A 17,432-nucleotide genomic window follows, 5' to 3' on the forward strand; every position below is an offset into this window, starting at 1 on the left:
AGCGTCCCCTCCACTTAGAGGTCAACCATTAATTATAGTTTTGAGCCATAAGTTCGGATGTGTTTGTCCAAAAAGAAAAGCAATTCAGCGTCGTTTCGAACTAGAAGCCAGGCAGACCAGAACCACTAGGATATCCCTGCTTTCTGGGGGCGCTATATGGAGGGGAAATGGGGAGAGAACCTGTACGTGGTGTGATCTTCAGCGAATGGTTCCCGAACTCGGGATATGAGCATTCCGGGGGCGCCGAATTGGAGTGCTACGACGAGCGCTGCTGGCGCAACCGAGAGCGAGTTGCTGGAGATGGACATCTACATTCCGATCAAGCCCAAGCCGTAGAGGATCAACCGTAAGTGCCCATCGCAAGAGAAGCTGGACAAGGAACGACCTTGGCTGACACCGCCGGGCCAATCCCGAAGCGAGCGGACGCTCGCCTCGGGATTGGCCTTTGGTCGGTTTCGAAGTGGATTACGGATTCAACTTGACGAGGATTCGGGTGATATTGGCTCCTCCCGAGCCGCCTTCGATGCGAATGACGTTGTTGGAGCCGGGATTCAAATCGATCAGACGACTGGCGCTGCCGTTATAGGTACTCCAGCTTCCCGTGCCGGGCAGCGTAAGGGAGTACCCGTTGCCGGAAGTGTCGCCGCTGGAGCGTATGCGGATCGCCGCCTGGCTGTCTGCGGAACCGTAGACGACGGTCAGAAGCGCTTGCCCGCCCGAGCCGCCGTTAATACCGGTCGCTTGGAAATAAGAACCCGGGATATGCAAGTTCTCGATGCTGGAGCCGGAACGGGTGGCCCCTCCGCCGAATGACACATTGCTTCCAGTGACCAGATATTCCGTTTCCTGGCTGGATGCCGGAATCAACGAGACGATGACTTTGGAGACGTTGGCTCCTCCCATACCGCCGCTCAGCTTAATGATGTTGTTGGAGCCTGCATTCAGATCGATCAGACGGTTGGCGCGGCCGGTATAGTTGCCCCAGCCCCCCGTACCGGGCAGCCCCAGGAAATAGCCGTCGCCGGCGGTATCGCCGCTGGCGTCCACCTTGAAGGCTGCCCCGCTGTCGGCTGAGGCGTAAAGCACGGTTAGAAGAGCTTTGCCGCCTGAGCCGCCGTTAATGCCGGACAGTTGAATATAGGAGCCGCTGTTATGCATACTCTCGACGTTGCTGCCCGAACGGGTGGCTCCGCCGCCGATGACGACGTTGTTGGCGTTCAGCGCATATTCCGTCTTCTGGGTGTATTGACTGAAATTCTCCTGAACCAGGTCGTAATACTTGACCTCTGTGGCGCGAGAGCGCGGCCCGACGGCCGGAACGCCATCGGTCGTTTGAATGACCTTTTGAATGGTTCCATCCGCATTAAAGTATAACCGATCCACGCTGACTGAACGCAATGTGCCGTTGCTGGAAATTTTGGCGTTATGATAGAACATATACCAGTTGCCCTTGAATTCCACGATAGAGCCGTGCGTTGTCTCGCTACCGATTACCGGGTCCAGAATAACACCTCGATTGACCCATGGACCAAGCGGATTGCTGCTGGTCGCGTATCTCATCTTGTTAGCTCCCGGATTATTATCCGAATACATCAAGTAGTAAATGCCATTACGCTTGAAAACCCACGATGCCTCATGGAAGTCATTCAGTTCGGTAAATTCCTTCAGCGGCCCATCCAGTGACATCATATCAGCGCCCAGCTTGACGCCGTAGCTGCGCCCTCCTCCGCCCGCGTATAGGTAGTAGCTCCCATCATCATCGCGGAATACAGCAGGGTCAATGAAGCTATTGCCGGGAAGTCCCTGGATATAGCCTTGAACAGTGAAATCTGAGGCTGGCTTGTTGCTAGTCGCAACGCCGATTTTCCAGGTGTTATTCCAATCCGTCCCGCTGGGGTGGGGGAAATAGAAATAGTAGGTTCCATTCTTGTAGGCGGCATCCGGCGCCCACATAAAGCCGCCTTCCGACCGTCCCCACGGCACGTCGGCGGCGCTCAGAATCTGGCCTTCGTCCACCCAGTCCACCATGTTGTCCGAGGAAAAGACGTGGTACTTATCCATCAGATCGCTTCCGCGCGAAGGGAAGATATCGTGCGACGGATACACGTAAATGCGGCCGTCATTCCACACATGAGCGGAAGGATCGGCAGTGAAAATACTTGTGAATATCGGATTGCCGGACATCGTGACGGGCTCCTCTGCGGAGGAAGAGGATGTGAGACCGAAAAAAACGCTCAACAGAATCATGCCTGACAACGAATGAATCCACAGCTTTTTTCTCATTAAATTTGCCTCCTCGCTAGAAATGGGGTGTTGCAGAGTTAAAGCGATTGCTGCTTGCTCATTCTATGCTCTGTTCCAGCAGTGCGACTCGTCGTTTGGCGGTCCCCTCCTTCCCTCAATTTTTGATATGGATTATTATATAAAATCGTGAATCAACACTAGCATACTTCAAGGCGAGCCGTTGCGTAGTGAGTCATTCTTAAACTTTTCTTAGTCGATCTTGGTGTGATTGTCGCTTTTATGAAAGCGATTGCATTTTTTTATTTTTTTTATCCAGGGCGGGTGGTAAGATGAAGGGGCGCGGGTCCAAAAAGTGCGCGAAGGAGGACGATACGCCGACACTAGGCATCATGCATGCGCAAGGCAAGACTGGCACAACCGGAGCAATCCGGCAGGATTACAATCGACAGGAGGAAAAGGTAATGGAACACACGCGCACCACCTGGAACAGGCGTTGGCTGCTGTTGACGCTCGCCTGCAGTCTGATGGCCTCTAGCTTGATCACCGGCACGGCGGCCGCCAGTCCGACATCCCACTCGTTCAACTCGGGAACGGGTAAGCTTAACGTTGATTACGCCAGTTATCTTTCCAAGCACGATCTCGTATTCAACTCTCCGATCAACCAGCCGAAGAGCGGCGTGCCGGTCGGTAACGGCCGCGTAGGCGCTCAAGTGTGGAATACAGCCGGCGGGCTGACGATGCAGCTACAGGGCGTGGACGCTTCCCAGCAGGGCTGGGCGTCTCAAGGTCTCGTCAACCTCTACACCAATCCGGGCTTCGATGCCGACTATTCCACCTATCAGCAGCGGCTGTCGCTGTATGACGGCTTAGTCACAACGAAGTATGACAACAACCGGACGATTACGGTCATGGGATCGCCCAACTCCGAAGTGATGGGCATCCACGTCGAGGATAGCCGGTCGGGCTTATCCGGTGTCTCTCTCGATCTCAGTCTGTGGGATGTCAGCGCATTGAACAACGGCGGCGACGTGCCGGACCTTAACACTTGGCGCACGGTGTCCACCTTTGTGGAACCGAATGTCGTCGGCTTCAGCCGCGGACAGACAGACGCGAATAAATTCGGCTATACAATGGCCGCCACCGTCGAGGGCGCGAGCTTCACGACGCAGAACGTCGGCGGCAACAAGGTACGGCTGAATATTGCGCCGTCCTCTACCAGCTATACAATCTGGATTGCAGTCGCCAGCCGTCTGAATGCGCCGGGTAACGATTCCGTCACGCAAGCCAAAAACCTGCTGACGAGCGTTAAGAATACCGGCTATACGACGACGCTGAATCAATTCAAGAATTGGTGGAACGACTTCTGGAACAAGTCGTTCGTCCGGTATTCTAATGCGTCCGGAGACGCCGACTATTTGGAGAGCTTCTATTATCTCTCTACGTATATGATCGCCGCCGGCGGTTACGGCAATTATCCGAACCATTTCATCAACGGCGCATTCAGCGGCGTGAACGACAGCGACGCGGGCAAGTGGAGCCACGCTTACTGGTACTGGAACCAACGCGATGTCTATCATTCGTTCCTGGCTTCCAACCACGCGGATATGGTCCAAATCTTCAACAATCTGTACAGCCGTAATTTCAACACTCTCAAGTCGTATACGATGACGCGCTACGGCATCGACGGCATCTGGGTGCCGGAGACGATGGGCTGGGACGGCAACGCGCGGCACACCATTAGCAGCGATTATACGAAGGATACCCTGTCGACGGCAGCGGAGGCGGCGCTGAACATGTACGCACAATACAAGTACACGAACGACTCGTCGTACTTGTCCAGCACCGCTTACCCGTTCATGAAGGAGGCCGCCAAGTTCTATGCCGCGAAGCTGACCTACAACAGCGGAACCGGCAAATACGAGATGGCGTCTTCCAACGCTCATGAACAGCATTGGGGCGTTAAGAACGCCATTACCGATCTGGCCGCCATCCGGGCGCTCTTCCCGGCTGCGATCCAGGTCAGCCAGCAGCTCGGCCTGGACAGCGGGCTCCGTTCGCAATGGCAGAACGTGCTGAACAATTTGGTCGCTTACCCGGTTGATCCCAACAACTCCAACCAATACTACCCGCATTCGCCGCCGATCTCGCCGAATCGCAACAATGAGAACGTCGTGCTGGAGCTCGCCTGGCCGTACAGCGTCAGCGGCATCGACGCGCCGGATCTGGGGATGCTGATCAACAACTACAACAATCGCCCATATCCTTACGGCGGCAACAACGTCTGGGATCCGGCGCCGGTTCAGGCAGCCCGGCTGGGGCTCGGGGACGAGGCATATCTCGGTATGCGGATGATGCTTCAACGGTACCAGGATTTCCCGAACGGCCGCACATTGAATTCGAACGGCGAATTCGAGTACATCGGCGTGCACTTGCTCGCGATGAACGAATCGCTGCTGCAAAGCTATAACGATAAAATCCGCGTATTCCCGGCGCTGCCCAGCGATTCCAGCATGGACGCGAAGTTCACGCTGCTGGCTAGCGGAGGCTTCCTGGTCAGCTCGGAGCGGGAAGCTAGCGAGACAAAATACGTCGGCATCAAGAGCCTGTACGGCAATCAAGCAACGGTGATTAACCCTTGGGGCACGCAGCAGGTGCAGGTCCGGAGAGCAGCCGACAATGCCATCGTTACGACGAGCTCCAGCAGCCAGATCAGCTTTGCGACGACGGCGAATACAGTCTATATCGTCGAACGGACTGCCAAGCCGCTGGGCAACTACTCGTATTCGCAATTGAACGGCACGGCCAATCAAGGAGCGAAGAGCATAACGATTAATGGCGTGCAGCGTACGCTCGGCAGCGCCGCTCCGTATACCGGTGCGATGCCGACGTTCTATTCGGACAGCAACTACAGCGGCACAGCGGTATCGCTTCCGCCCGGCGAATACAATATCGCGCAGATGCAGGCAGCGGGTATCGCCAATGACAGCATCTCGTCGATCCGGGTGCCGTCGGGTATCACCGTCATCGCCTACGGCGACGGAGCGTTTGACGGACCGTCCTGGACGTTCACGGCCGACAACCCTAATTTGGCTAACACAGGCAACGACAATATGATTTCCTCGCTCAAGGTTATCTCGGGCGGCGGCGGAGGGGGGAGCAGCGCGCCGATCGGCCAGACGATTGCGTTCAAGGCATCCATCAACGGACAATTCGTAACGGCGGAGAACGCGGGAGCCAGCCCCCTCATTACTAATCGTCCGGCGGCGGGCTCTTGGGAGCAATTTACCATTGTCGATGCTGGAGGGGGCGCAGTAGCGCTGTTGGCGACGATCAATAACAAATATGTAACCGCTTCCGCTACTGCAAGCCTGATCGCCGATGCGACAACGATCGGTACCGCGCAGAAGTTTAACTGGATCAGCAACTCTGACGGCACGTTCTCGCTGCAAGCCGTCGTGAACGGCCAGTACGTATGCGCCGACAGCGCGGGAGTCGCTGCGCTCATCGCCAATCGTCCCGCTATCGGCTCTTGGGAGAAATTCACGTACTGATTCCGTAACGAACTGTGCTTCAATTTTGCTGGAGAAGAGGGAACCCGAGCGGGTCCCCTCTTCTCTGTAACAGCGGGATCAAAGGCGGGGCGGGGCTCCACCGATCAGTATGCCTGATATAGCCTACGCCATGCGGCGGAAAGATAACCAAGATTGTATGCGAGATTAATATTGTGCTAGAACAGCATCAATTTCAGGAACAAAGGGTTGTCCTGACCATAGATGTTATTAATTAATATAGGACACATCATCGATTGCGGCAGCAACAGGATACAACTTGGATCAATTTCGGCATTTACAACTACAAGTAGATTAATCGCATTAAACCGCTCAATCAGCGGTTTTTTTTGCATTCACCTCACCGTCCCCGATTTTTAGCGTAGAAGCAGGATCAACCCCCTCTTGGATGCCGATTAGCTTCCCTCTGAAAAGCCAACTCTATAAGACTTATATCTAGAGGCCTCTCATTCAGAAGTTGTATAGATTTCTGTTATATACTAAACGGAGTTTTAATTTTGCTACAAAGAGAAGCAATTTGTGATGGATCAGCAATATTTCTAGCCCAGCGAACAGCTGTCTGTGATTCAGTCTGTAGGGTGAGGCGGGCAGCTATTACGGCCATGGTTTACCCGTATGCGATTCATTTAAAGTCATAACATTTTACTAGCGTCGCTGCTCTTTGTCAGATGGAGGTGGGGGCAAAGAATACATGCGAAATCATTCATTTTACGTTCTTCATGGTGTGACTGCCAAGTTGTGCACGATGAAAAGCGTATAAATGATCTATTTTGCATGCCGAAAGGGGTGTTGAAGAGTGGTCAGGCGGCTGATGGGTGCAATACTGCTGATGGCTGGGATAGCCATTGTCCTTTATCCGTATTTCAAAGGCCATCAGGAGTTGGATCAACAGGCTGAACTGGTCGCCAGCTTTGAGCAATTGGGCAACACAGAGCGTCTGGAGGAACTGTCCAGTTCATTGCAGCCAGGTGATGACCCCGATGTTCTGGAGAAACTCCAAGGGGCCAGGGGTGTTTTGCGTATTCCCCGAATCGACCTGGAGATTGTCATTTTTGAAGGGTCCAGCTTGGAGACGCTCAGTGCAGGGATTGGCATGATTGAGCCGGGCAAGGAAATCGGGGCCCACAATGTCGGTTTGGCAGGACACCGCGCCTTAACCTACGGCAAGCAGTTCAACCGTGTGGGCGAGCTTGAGTCGGGGGACGTCATTGAAGTGAAAACGCAAGAGAAACAGCTGACCTTTATCGTAAAGGACAGTTTCGTCGTGCCCAAAACCAGAGTGGATGTCTTGAACGATAATGGCGAGCCTATGCTCACACTAGTTACCTGCACGCCAGCGGGCAAGAAGAATCCGCCGGATCGGCTGATTATCACCGCGGAGTTGCAACTAGAGAGTCCGTAGCGTAAAGAGAATCAATTTGGCCGAGAGGAGCTTGACAGTGAGAAAGAAATTGAGGTTGACAGCCATTGCACTCGTGTTGTTTTTGCAGAACATTCTGTCCCCGTTATCCGTCATTTATGCGGAGGGTACGGAACCATTCGTACTGAACGATGTGCAGATTGAAGATGCCGATGGCAACCTGCTTGATGCAGATCTTTACCCTGACAGGGTGATCCAAAAGGACTCTATTATTCGGATAACGTACACTTGGACGCTTACCAGTACCAGAGACCAGGAAGAAAGCTACTCTTTCAAGCTTCCAGATAACGTACATGCAACCATTGAGCAGGGAGAACTGCGCACTTCGGATCATCATTCAGTTGGAGGCTTCCGGGTTGGAGAAGACGGGAAAGTCCAGCTAACGTTGGATGCTATACAGCCGCAGCTGCCTGAGACGCCAGTGCCTGGTGGAGACTTGGAGCAGCTGGAGACAGTTCCGATTGACGAAGCTGACAATTCACCGGCGATTGAAGGGTCTTCCACTTCCATAGAAGACTCTGTATCGGAAGAACCGTCAGAGGGCGGGTCTGAATCACTGGTGGCATCTGCAGCGGGAACGGAGCAGGATGCCGCTTCGCCGGAAGAGACAGCGGCAGCATCGCCAACGGATGGCTCAGGAACTGAGACCCCAGCTAACGTTAACGGCAGCAATTCTTCTAATCCTGTCGCAGAGGAGCAAGCGGACGGTCAAGAAGAGGCTCCAGGAAATGGTGAGCAATCCGTAGAAGGGAATGCAACGAGTCCTGAGCAAGTGGCAGAGGTGATCCACGGAACGTTTGAAATTGAAGCAAGGCTTGCTGACGCGGCGGCGGAACAGGATACAGCCGAGCTTGTTTTCCAACTTACGCATCACTCCAAAACGATCACGGTTCCGCTAGCCGACAGTAAGCTGATGCAGAAAAGTCTGGCGAGGAGCAGTGAGCAAAGCCTGCTGACAAACGTCATTCTCCGGGATGCCAACGGCAATATCATAGATTCGGAAGCAAACCCTGACAATCGGCCCAAGCGCGGGGATGCACTCACCATCGAGTACGAGTGGAAGCTTGAGAACGGACACCATTACAAGGCCGGCGACCAATTCACCTTCCAACTGCCGGAGGCATTTGAACTGTATAACGAATTGGACGGCGCTTTAGGGCAATACGGTACTTACGAAGTCTCTGTGGACGGTACGGTTGTTTTTACATTTAACTCAAGTGTAGAAACGAATTCCAATATCTCCGGTACCTTTAAGGTTGAAACCAAATTCAGCGAACAGACCATTACCGGCAGCACGAAGCAGCAACTGGAATTTCCGCTTAAGGATGGGCTGAAGACAATACCGATACACTTTCAGAAGGAGATCGGCGCAGAAATAGAGAAGTCCGGTCTTCCGAACAAGCCGCTGAACCCGAGTCAGATCAACTGGACGATTGCATTCAATCAGGGGGAGCGCGTGATTGAGAATGCTGTCCTGTCTGAGCAGTTGCCGGCAGGTCTGGAGCTTGCGGAGGGAACGGTTAAGTTGTTTGGGCTCACCATCAACCTGGATGGGACCTCGCAAAAGGGCGACCTTATTGAAGAGGACCTCTATGAAGTGGTGCCAAAGCCTGACGGGAGCTTTGAAATTCAGTTCAAGGAGCCGATATCTGAGGCGTATACCTTAGAATTCGCTACAAATATTACAAATGAAGGTCAGACCAATTTTACAAATAAAGCGATACTAAAGGGTAGTTCTATGCCTGATCTGGAATCGACATCTACGGTCGATATCGGATATGGCAAAGCGCTTGACAAATCAGCCCTGGTCTATAGTGCAACAGATCAGACCATTATGTGGTCGGTTAGATACAACTTTAATGAAAAGTTTATCTCGAAAGAAAACGCTGTGCTGAATGACATATTTAACGGCAGTCAGGAGCTGGTGAACGGTTCAGTCAAGCTGTATCCGATTACTTTTGATCAGGATGGCAACCCGGTGCGCGGGGCGGCGGTGCCAGACACGGAATATACGCTGGATTCATCTGTACCTGGAGGATTTGCGTTCCGATTCCATGACGATGTAACTTCTGCCTATGAATTGGTTTACCAGACAGTTATCCACGACCGGGTCTATCAAAACGGCACTGTTAATAATACGGTATCCTGGGATGGAATTGATGCTTCGTTCGACCAGCCGACCAGTCAGGTCGTACTGAACAAGCGCAATGTATCCGCAGATTATGCGGCCAAAACAACGGATTGGGAAATCTATGTAAACGGCAATCATTTCCCGATGGAAAACCCGGTTATAACGGATTCCTTTGTGAATAGTCGCCTGGAGCTTTTGCCTGGTTCTGTGACCATTGTAGATGGGTCCGGTTTAACCCTTGCTTTGAATCAAGACTACACACTTGAGCCGACGAACAGCTATCGTGAGGGCTTTGTAATTCGGTTTCTGAAATCTTCTACAGAGAGTTATACCATCCGATATACAACCAGGTTCGACCCGGTTGTCGGCAACTCGCATCAGTACTTGAATAAAGCGAAGCTGGACTGGAAGGAAAATAATGTTCAGATGCCGACCATAGAAGCGGAGGCGACCTTTGAGCAGGACACGTATACAAAGGCCAACGGCTTCAAGAAAGGCTCCTACAACGCCAAAACCAAGGAGATTACTTGGACACTTGGATTGAATTATAATAAACAGCCAGTGAATCATCCCGTTATTCAGGACTTTTATTCAGGCGGACAACATATGGTGACAGGCTCACTCAAAGTATATGAGCTGGAGCTTACAGGCTCATCCGATGGAGTAGCCGTAAAGAATGAAGTGGATAATGCTGACGGCAGCGTATATACCGTCGATTACAGCAAGGTGGATGATGAAGGCAATAAGGGCTTCGAGTTGACGTTCAATGATGAGATTGCATCGGCCTACCAGATCGAGTACAGAACCAGTCTTGCCGATCAAATTATAACGGATAAGTATGACAACACGGCCACTTTGCTCGATGGGAACACGGAACTGTCGGAATTGCCGGCGTCGGTGTCCGTCAATCACGGCAAGGAGTATGTCTTTAAAGAAGGCGTGCAAAAAGGCAAAGCAGTTCATTGGAAGATAGATATTAACCGAGGCCAGTCCAAGGTATCCAATGCGCAAATCACAGATACGCTGACACCGAACCAGATTCTTGTGGAGAATTCCTTCAAGCTCTATGAGGGTGAGGTAGAGACCAATGGCGATGTCCGCAAGGGCAGTCAGCTGTTGACGAAGGGAACGGATTATGATCTTGTAATTACAACTGGTACGGACGGCGGGCAGCGCTTTGCTCTTACGTTCCGGCACACCATTGATATCCCTTATGTACTGGAGTATCAATCCTTTATTAATGCTGCTAACGGAGCAGAACTTAGCAATGCCGTAATCTTCACAGGTGATCACATCCAGGAGGGAACCAAAGATAGCACACAGACGATTACGGTCCGGTTCTCTGCCGGGTCAGGTTCCGCTACCGGAGAGACCGGCAACCTGGAGATTACCAAGGTGGACGCCGCTGATCATGCCAGAGTGCTGCAAGGGGCTGTGTTCACGCTATATGACAGCACCGGAACAATTGCGATTCGCACCGCCACTACCGGAGTGGATGGGAAGGTCGTATTCGCTAATCTCATATACGATAATTATATCCTCAAAGAGGATTCAGCTCCTGAAGGATATGTTGTCGGCATCCAGGACCGACAGACAGTCAAGCTTGATGCGCCTGTAAGTTCATTCATGATTCAGAACAAAAAAATCATTCGCGATGTAGAGCTGTACAAGGTTGGCGAGGACAACCGGAATGCCGGTCTGTCGGGAGCTGTCTTCAAGCTTCAGTTCAATGCGCAGGATGGCAACGGCTATCAGGATGTGGCGGGCAAGACCAGTCTGACTAGCGGCTCAGACGGCAAAATTCTGGTTCAAGATCTGAACCCGGGAGCTTATCAATTCGTCGAGGTCACTGCGCCGCAGGATTATGTCGTGAACACGAGCCCGATCTCTTTCACGATCCAAGAGAAGCAAACGGAAGTGCTGCGTCTTGATGCGATTGTCAATGAGCTGAAGACGGGCGATGTCGAGCTGACCAAGCGGGATCAGGATAATGCGTCAGTAACGTTGCCGGGCGCCAGATTTAACCTTCTCAATGCGGCCATGAATCAGACGCTGCGCAGTAATCTGACCACAGATGCGAACGGCAAGCTGCTTGTGGAGGGCTTGAAGCCAGGTACCTATTATTTAGTAGAGACACAGGCGCCGAATGGATATCTGGTCAACTCCACACCGATTCAAGTCGTAATTGACAGAGGGCAAACTGCCCCCAAGCAGGTCACGTTCACTAATGCTTTGATCCGTAACGCTTTGGAACTGACGAAGGTAGACGAATTTGACAATGTGCCGCTGGCAGGCGCGCAATTCATATTGCAAGATATGGACGGCCATCGTGTTACAACCGATCAAAAGGGCAACAGTCTGCCGGCTTCCTTTACGACAAACAACAACGGGAAATTTCTGATCAATGATTTGCCGCCAGGCGACTACCAGCTGGTGGAAAGCCAAGCGCCGGAGCACTATGAACAACTTGCGACAGCGATTCCATTCACAATTACCGCGGGAACAGGCGTTATAGCAAGGGTTACTGCCGAGAACAAGCTGATTCCCGGCTCTGTTGAACTTATCAAGGCCGATTTCTACAATGGCGCCATCAAGCTGCCAGATGCAGAATTTGAGCTGCAATATGAGGATGGAAGTTCGGTTCCGGGCGTGTCTTCTGTCTTGAGGACCGATACCAACGGGGAAATCCGGGTCGATAATTTGAGACCGGGGAATTACCAATTTGTGGAGAGGACAGCGCCTGAGCATTACAGTCTCGACTCAACTCCGCGCCAATTTACGATTGTGAAGAGTCAGATCAGCACGTATGAATTGACGGTTAAAAACAAGTTGAAAGAGGGATCGTTCGAACTCACGAAAGAGGATGCTGCTTACGCAGATATCAAGCTGGCTGGAGCCGTGTTCGAACTTCAGGATGCCGGTGGAAACGTTGTGCGCTCTGGACTGACCACAGGCAATGATGGCAAACTGACCATTAACAACCTTCAGCCGGGCAGCTACAACCTGATTGAAACGCAGGCTCCATTCGGCTACAAGCTCGATAGCACGCCAATTTCATTTGAAATTGTAAAGAGCCAGACGGCTGCAGTTAAGCGTACGATAAGCAACGTCATTCAGCCAGGCGATGTCGAACTGATCAAGGTTGACGACCGGGATAACGCCATCAAGCTGAGAGATGCCAAATTTACGCTGGAACGCAAGGATCGTGCGACTGGGACCTGGGTTCAGCAGCAAGCGGATCTTGTTACCGATGCGGACGGTAAAATTACCGTGCTCCAGCTCCGACCGGGCGATTACCGATTTGTTGAAACCGAGGCGCCGCAATATTACAAGCAATTGCAGCAGCCTGTCGAGTTCAAGATTGACCTGGGACAACAGCAGATTAAATCGGTCAAAATCGAAAATACGCTGATTCCAGGAAAGCTGGAGATCACGAAGGAAGACAGTGTGGACTCGGCAAGGAAACTTGCGGGCGCCGTATTTAAAATTGTAGATAGCCAAAACCGTGATGTGCAAACGAATTTGGTGACTGGAGCGGATGGGATCGTCGTATCCGGCAACTTGCAACCGGGAAGCTACTCTCTGATTGAGACGGCGCCGCCGTCCGGTTATGCGCCCAACAGCGCTCCGACTGCTTTTACCATTGCTAAAGGAACGACGGAGATTGTTCGCACGCAGCTTACCATTCAGAATGAGTGGTCGAATGGGGCTGTTGAGCTGACCAAGGTCGATCAGGATAACGTCAGCCGGGTGCTCGCAGGAGCGGTGTTCAGCCTGCTGGATGGAGCAGGGAATGTGCTCCGTACAGGACTTGCGACTGACGCTGACGGCAAGCTTCAGGCAACCGGCTTGAAAGCCGGGAACTATCAGCTGGTGGAGACGACCGCTCCTTTCGGATACAAAGCGAATGCTGATCCGGTTTCCTTCACGATTACAAGATTCAACACTACAGCAGAATCCGTACAGAAATCCAATGAGGTTCTCAGAGGAGCCGTCAAGCTAGTAAAAGTCGAAGCGGGCAACACAACCGAGAAGCTTGAAGGGGCGGTATTTAAGCTGTTGACTGAGCAAGGTGATCTGCTGGAAGAAGACCTTGCAACAGATGAGAACGGTGAATTGACAGTAACCGATTTGAAGCCGGGCAAATACAAGCTTGTTGAAACAGAAGCTCCGATAGGCTATGAGTTGGATGCAACTCCGGTTGCGTTTGAAATTGTTCTTGGTCAAACGGCGGCAGTCTCCGTTCAGAAGGAAAATGTACTGACGCCAGGTTCGGTCGAATTAACGAAAGTTGACGCAGATGATAATAGCATTGTTCTTTCGGGGGCGGTATTTGAGCTGCGGGATGCTGGCGGCACTCTGCTTCAGTCCAATTTATCTACCGGTGCAGACGGCAAGCTGACTGTTGATGACCTGCCGCCGGGCAACTACAGCTTTGTTGAAACGACGGCCCCGACAGACTATGTATTATCTGGTGCGGCTATACCTTTTACTATTGTTAAAAATCAACAGGCTATCGCTGAGGTAACAGCCGAGAACGAGTTGATTAACGGCGCTGTTGAGATTACCAAAGTAGACGCTCAAGACAACACGGTGACACTTGCGGATGCGGAATTCAAGCTGCTGAGCGCTTCTGGCGCATTGCTGCAGACCGGACTTACAACCAACAGCAATGGCAAGCTTGTGATTAACAATTTGAAGCCGGGAACCTACCAGTTGGTAGAGACGGAGGCGCCAGCGGACTACACGCTGGATGAGTCGCCGGTAAGCTTTACAATTGTTCGGAATCAGCAGGTCGCCGTGCAGGTTCAAGTTGAAAATGAACTGATCCGCGGCTCCGTGGCGTTAACGAAGAAGGATGCCGATAACGCGTCGGTGACGCTGCAGGGTGCAGAGTTTGAGCTCCAGAATGCCGCCGGGCAGACTTTGGAGAGCGGGCTGGTCACCGATGAGGACGGCAAGCTTACCGTAAGCAATCTGCTTCCGGGAGACTATCGATTTGTAGAGACCAAAGCACCGTTTGGCTATAAGCTGGACACGACGCCGCGGCAATTTACAATTGTGAAGAGTCAAGAGGAAACGTTTGAGCTTGTAGTGACGAATGAGGCGGTTCCAGGCTCCGTTGCGCTGACCAAAGTGGATGCGGAAAATTCTTCATTGAAACTGGAGGGTGCGGAGTTCGAGCTGCAGGATGCGCTGGGCAATGTGCTGGAAGCAAGCTTGACCACCAATGAAGATGGTGAAATCATAGTCAATGATTTGAAACCAGGCTTCTATCAGTTCGTTGAGAAGCAAGCTCCACGGTATTATGTGCTGGATGCGGCCCCAATCTCATTTGAAATTATACTTGGTCAAGATGAGCGTCTGGAGATCGAGGCGATCAACCATCTCATCACAGGTTCTGTAAAGCTGACCAAGGTGGAAAAAGATCACGATACGATCACACTCGAAGGCGCGGAGTTCAAGCTGCTGGCAGCCGATGATGCTTTGATTCAGGAGCATCTAACCACAGACGAGAATGGCGTTATTGAGGTGGCGAATCTGAAGCCAGGGACCTACCGGTTCGTAGAAACAAAGGCGCCAGTCGATTATGTGCTGAACGAAACGCCAATTGAATTTACAATTGAGAGAAATGAAACTGCGGGCACGGTTGTTGCCGTCCAGGCAGAGAATGAACTCATTCGCGGTGCAGTTGAATTAATCAAGACCGATGCGGATGCGCAAGGCCAAGTGATTGAGGGAGCTGTATTTGAACTGCAGAATGCTCAGGGCCAAGTCATCCTTTCTAATTTGACTACGAACAGTGATGGGAAAATAACGGTCGGCAATCTGCTTCCGGGCAGTTATCAATTTGTTGAGACCGCAGCGGCGCAAGGGTATAGACTTGATGATACGCCGATAGCCTTTACAATTGTAAGAGGGCAAACCCAAATCGCCAAGGTGACGAAGCAAAATGAACGTCTTACAGGCGCAGTAGAGCTTACCAAGATCGACTCGGTGGACCATGAGGTCACACTTTCGGGCGCGACCTTCAATTTGCTTGATCGCAATGATCAGGTTCTGCGTACAGGTCTCGTAACGGATAGTGAAGGCAAACTGTACATTTCGGGCCTGAAGCCGGGAGACTATTCTCTAGTTGAGACGGCAGCGCCAGAGCATTACAGTCGTTCCGATCAGCGGCTGGAATTCACCATTGTCTTTAATCCGCAGAACACTGTGGAATTAACGATGGAAAATACCTTGATCAAAGGGTCGGTGGAACTGACCAAGGTCGATTCGGAAGATGCAGCACGTGTTCTTCAGGGAGCTGAATTCAAACTTCTCGATGCGCAAGGTGCACTGCTGCAAGAGGAATTGAGTACGAATACCGATGGCATCCTGTTGATTTATGGTCTGGCGCCGGGCAACTACGAGCTGATTGAGACAAAAGCACCGGAACATTACCAGTTGAATGCTGCGCCAATCAGCTTCGAGATTGTCAGAAGCCAGCAGGAGACACTAAAACTCGTATTCGCCAACACACTGACGCCAGGAGCAGTGCAGCTCATTAAAGTGGATGCGGATCAACTGGATAGAGTTTTGGAAGGCGCTGAATTCACGCTTGCCGATTCGCAAGGGAATGAGCTTAAGGCTGGCCTGAAGACGGATGAGGATGGCGCAATTCTGGTTGAGAACTTAAAGCCGGGCAGCTACCGGTTCATTGAAACCAAAGCGCCGCTTGGGTACCAGCTTGCAACAGCGCCAATTCCGTTTGTGATTGTAGAAGGTCAGCAGGAGACATTGCAGCTTCAGGCAACTAACGAGCAGACGCCAGGTTCAGTAGAATTGACCAAGGTGGATGCGAATAATCACGAACGGAAGCTTCAGGGCGCAGAATTCAGTCTGAAGGATAAGAACGGCAATACGATTCAGATTGGTCTTGCAACCGATCAAGACGGCAAGCTCTTGGTTTCTGGGCTGAAGCCGGGAGACTATCAATTCGTAGAGACAAAGGCGCCGGCTGGCTATATTCTGGATCGGACTCCTATTGAATTTACGATTAGTTTCAACCCGACGAATACGCTGGAAATTACAGTAACCAATAAATTCAGACCGTATTACCCGTCAGGACCTAATCCGCCAGATCCGAATACACCTGTAAACCCAAATCCGGATGAAAATTCGGAGCATGGGCAAAAACCGGATTCGGGCAAACCTGACAATGAGATTCCAGGCCAAGGGCCTGGAAATAAACCTGAACATCCGGGTGAGTCAGGGGATGGAGACACAACACCAGGCAGTCCCGAACATCCAGATCGTGGAGAGCCGGGCAAGCCGGGGAACGGCACCGGTCATCCGTCGGACAAACCAGGTGAAACAGGCGGTAAAGGCGGAAGCAAAAACCCGGGGAATTCTGAAGCAGGGGACTCCGGCAAGAACCCTAATGGTTCAGAGAAATCTGGCAACGGAACGAACGGCAAAGATTCGAATCACGGCGGCAAGGGCGGCTCCGAGCATTCAGGAGCAGGTACCAATGGTTCCGTTCTTCCATCAGGCAACGGTGGAGAGCTTCCTAGAACGGGAGAAGAAGCATCGCATATGAATCTCATATTGGGACTGCTCTCAATTACTGCAGGAGCCTGGCTGCTGCTTAACAAACGGATAAGATTCAAAAAAGCCAAACTAGATAAATAGAGAGATACAATATAAAAAGGCAGAAACAATTTCGGAGCAGCATAAGCATCACAAGAACAGCCTGTCACAGGGGACCATGGTCGCCAGTTGACTGGCTGTTTTTGATGTGCGGCTTTTCTTCACCATCTTCTGGAGCGAACAACCAACGAAGAACAATTGGCAAAATCGAGAAAAATAAAAAAACCGAAAAACCCCCAAAAACTAACGATTCCTCAACTTTCAGTTTGCTATACTTCAATCACAGGCAACGGAGCCTGAAGAAAGAGAAAACAAAATCAAACATAAAAGGAGACATAAAAAATGGCACTTAATAAGAAAAAGGTAATCGGATTGACACTAGCAGGCGTTTTGGCATTAAGCGGCACTTCGGTATTTGCAGCGTCAGAGGCTTCTT

At 51.7% G+C, this 17,432-nt stretch carries 8 protein-coding genes; 4 read left to right on the top strand and 4 right to left on the bottom strand.

The window, feature by feature from the left end:
- Nucleotides 1-167 precede the first annotated feature (167 nt).
- Nucleotides 168-350, top strand: a complete 183-nt coding sequence (locus tag JFN88_RS08685) for a hypothetical protein (protein WP_199018931.1) — start codon at nucleotides 168-170, stop codon at nucleotides 348-350.
- Nucleotides 351-465: 115 nt separating this feature from the next.
- Here the strand turns inward: JFN88_RS08685 and JFN88_RS08690 are convergent, their stop codons facing one another.
- The 3 genes from JFN88_RS08690 to JFN88_RS08700 form a co-directional block, all read right to left on the bottom strand.
- Nucleotides 466-2,283: a family 43 glycosylhydrolase gene (locus JFN88_RS08690; RefSeq protein WP_199018932.1), complete on the bottom strand. Its 1,818-nt coding sequence runs from the start codon at nucleotides 2,281-2,283 to the stop codon at nucleotides 466-468.
- Nucleotides 2,284-2,624: 341 nt separating this feature from the next.
- On the bottom strand, nucleotides 2,625-2,954 hold the full coding sequence (locus JFN88_RS08695; RefSeq protein ID WP_199018933.1) for a hypothetical protein: 330 nt from the start codon (nucleotides 2,952-2,954) through the stop codon (nucleotides 2,625-2,627).
- 128 nt (nucleotides 2,955-3,082) lie between these two features.
- The gene (locus JFN88_RS08700; protein WP_199018934.1) at nucleotides 3,083-3,298 is read right to left on the bottom strand and encodes a hypothetical protein; all 216 of its coding nucleotides are present in this window, start codon (nucleotides 3,296-3,298) and stop codon (nucleotides 3,083-3,085) included.
- A 1-nt stretch (nucleotide 3,299) separates the two neighbouring features.
- On the opposite strand from JFN88_RS08700, the gene JFN88_RS08705 reads away from it, so the two are divergent.
- Entirely contained in the window at nucleotides 3,300-5,795 is a 2,496-nt protein-coding gene (locus JFN88_RS08705; protein ID WP_199018935.1) for a glycosyl hydrolase family 95 catalytic domain-containing protein, read from the top strand.
- A 176-nt stretch (nucleotides 5,796-5,971) separates the two neighbouring features.
- On the opposite strand, the gene JFN88_RS08710 is transcribed toward JFN88_RS08705, so the two are convergent.
- Nucleotides 5,972-6,148, bottom strand: a complete 177-nt coding sequence (locus JFN88_RS08710) for a hypothetical protein (RefSeq protein ID WP_199018936.1) — start codon at nucleotides 6,146-6,148, stop codon at nucleotides 5,972-5,974.
- Between the two features lie 461 nt (nucleotides 6,149-6,609).
- On the opposite strand from JFN88_RS08710, the gene JFN88_RS08715 reads away from it, so the two are divergent.
- Together JFN88_RS08715 and JFN88_RS08720 are read left to right on the top strand one after the other, a co-directional pair.
- A complete protein-coding gene (locus tag JFN88_RS08715) occupies nucleotides 6,610-7,215 on the top strand; it encodes a class D sortase (RefSeq protein ID WP_332908452.1) in 606 nt (201 codons plus the stop codon).
- A gap of 37 nt (nucleotides 7,216-7,252) precedes the next feature.
- On the top strand, nucleotides 7,253-17,038 hold the full coding sequence (locus tag JFN88_RS08720; RefSeq protein ID WP_199018937.1) for a SpaA isopeptide-forming pilin-related protein: 9,786 nt from the start codon (nucleotides 7,253-7,255) through the stop codon (nucleotides 17,036-17,038).
- Nucleotides 17,039-17,432: the final 394 nt, after the last annotated feature.

It is taken from the genome of Paenibacillus roseus (assembly GCF_016424485.1).
Lineage (GTDB): Bacteria > Bacillota > Bacilli > Paenibacillales > Paenibacillaceae > Paenibacillus_D > Paenibacillus_D roseus.

Excerpts from the sequence above, each read along its gene's own strand:
- JFN88_RS08685 (WP_199018931.1), top strand. The coding sequence starts at position 168 with ATGGGGAGAGAACCTGTACGTGGTGTGATCTTCAGCGAATGGTTCCCG.
- JFN88_RS08690 (WP_199018932.1), bottom strand. The coding sequence starts at position 2,283 with ATGAGAAAAAAGCTGTGGATTCATTCGTTGTCAGGCATGATTCTGTTG.
- JFN88_RS08710 (WP_199018936.1), bottom strand. The coding sequence starts at position 6,148 with ATGCAAAAAAAACCGCTGATTGAGCGGTTTAATGCGATTAATCTACTT.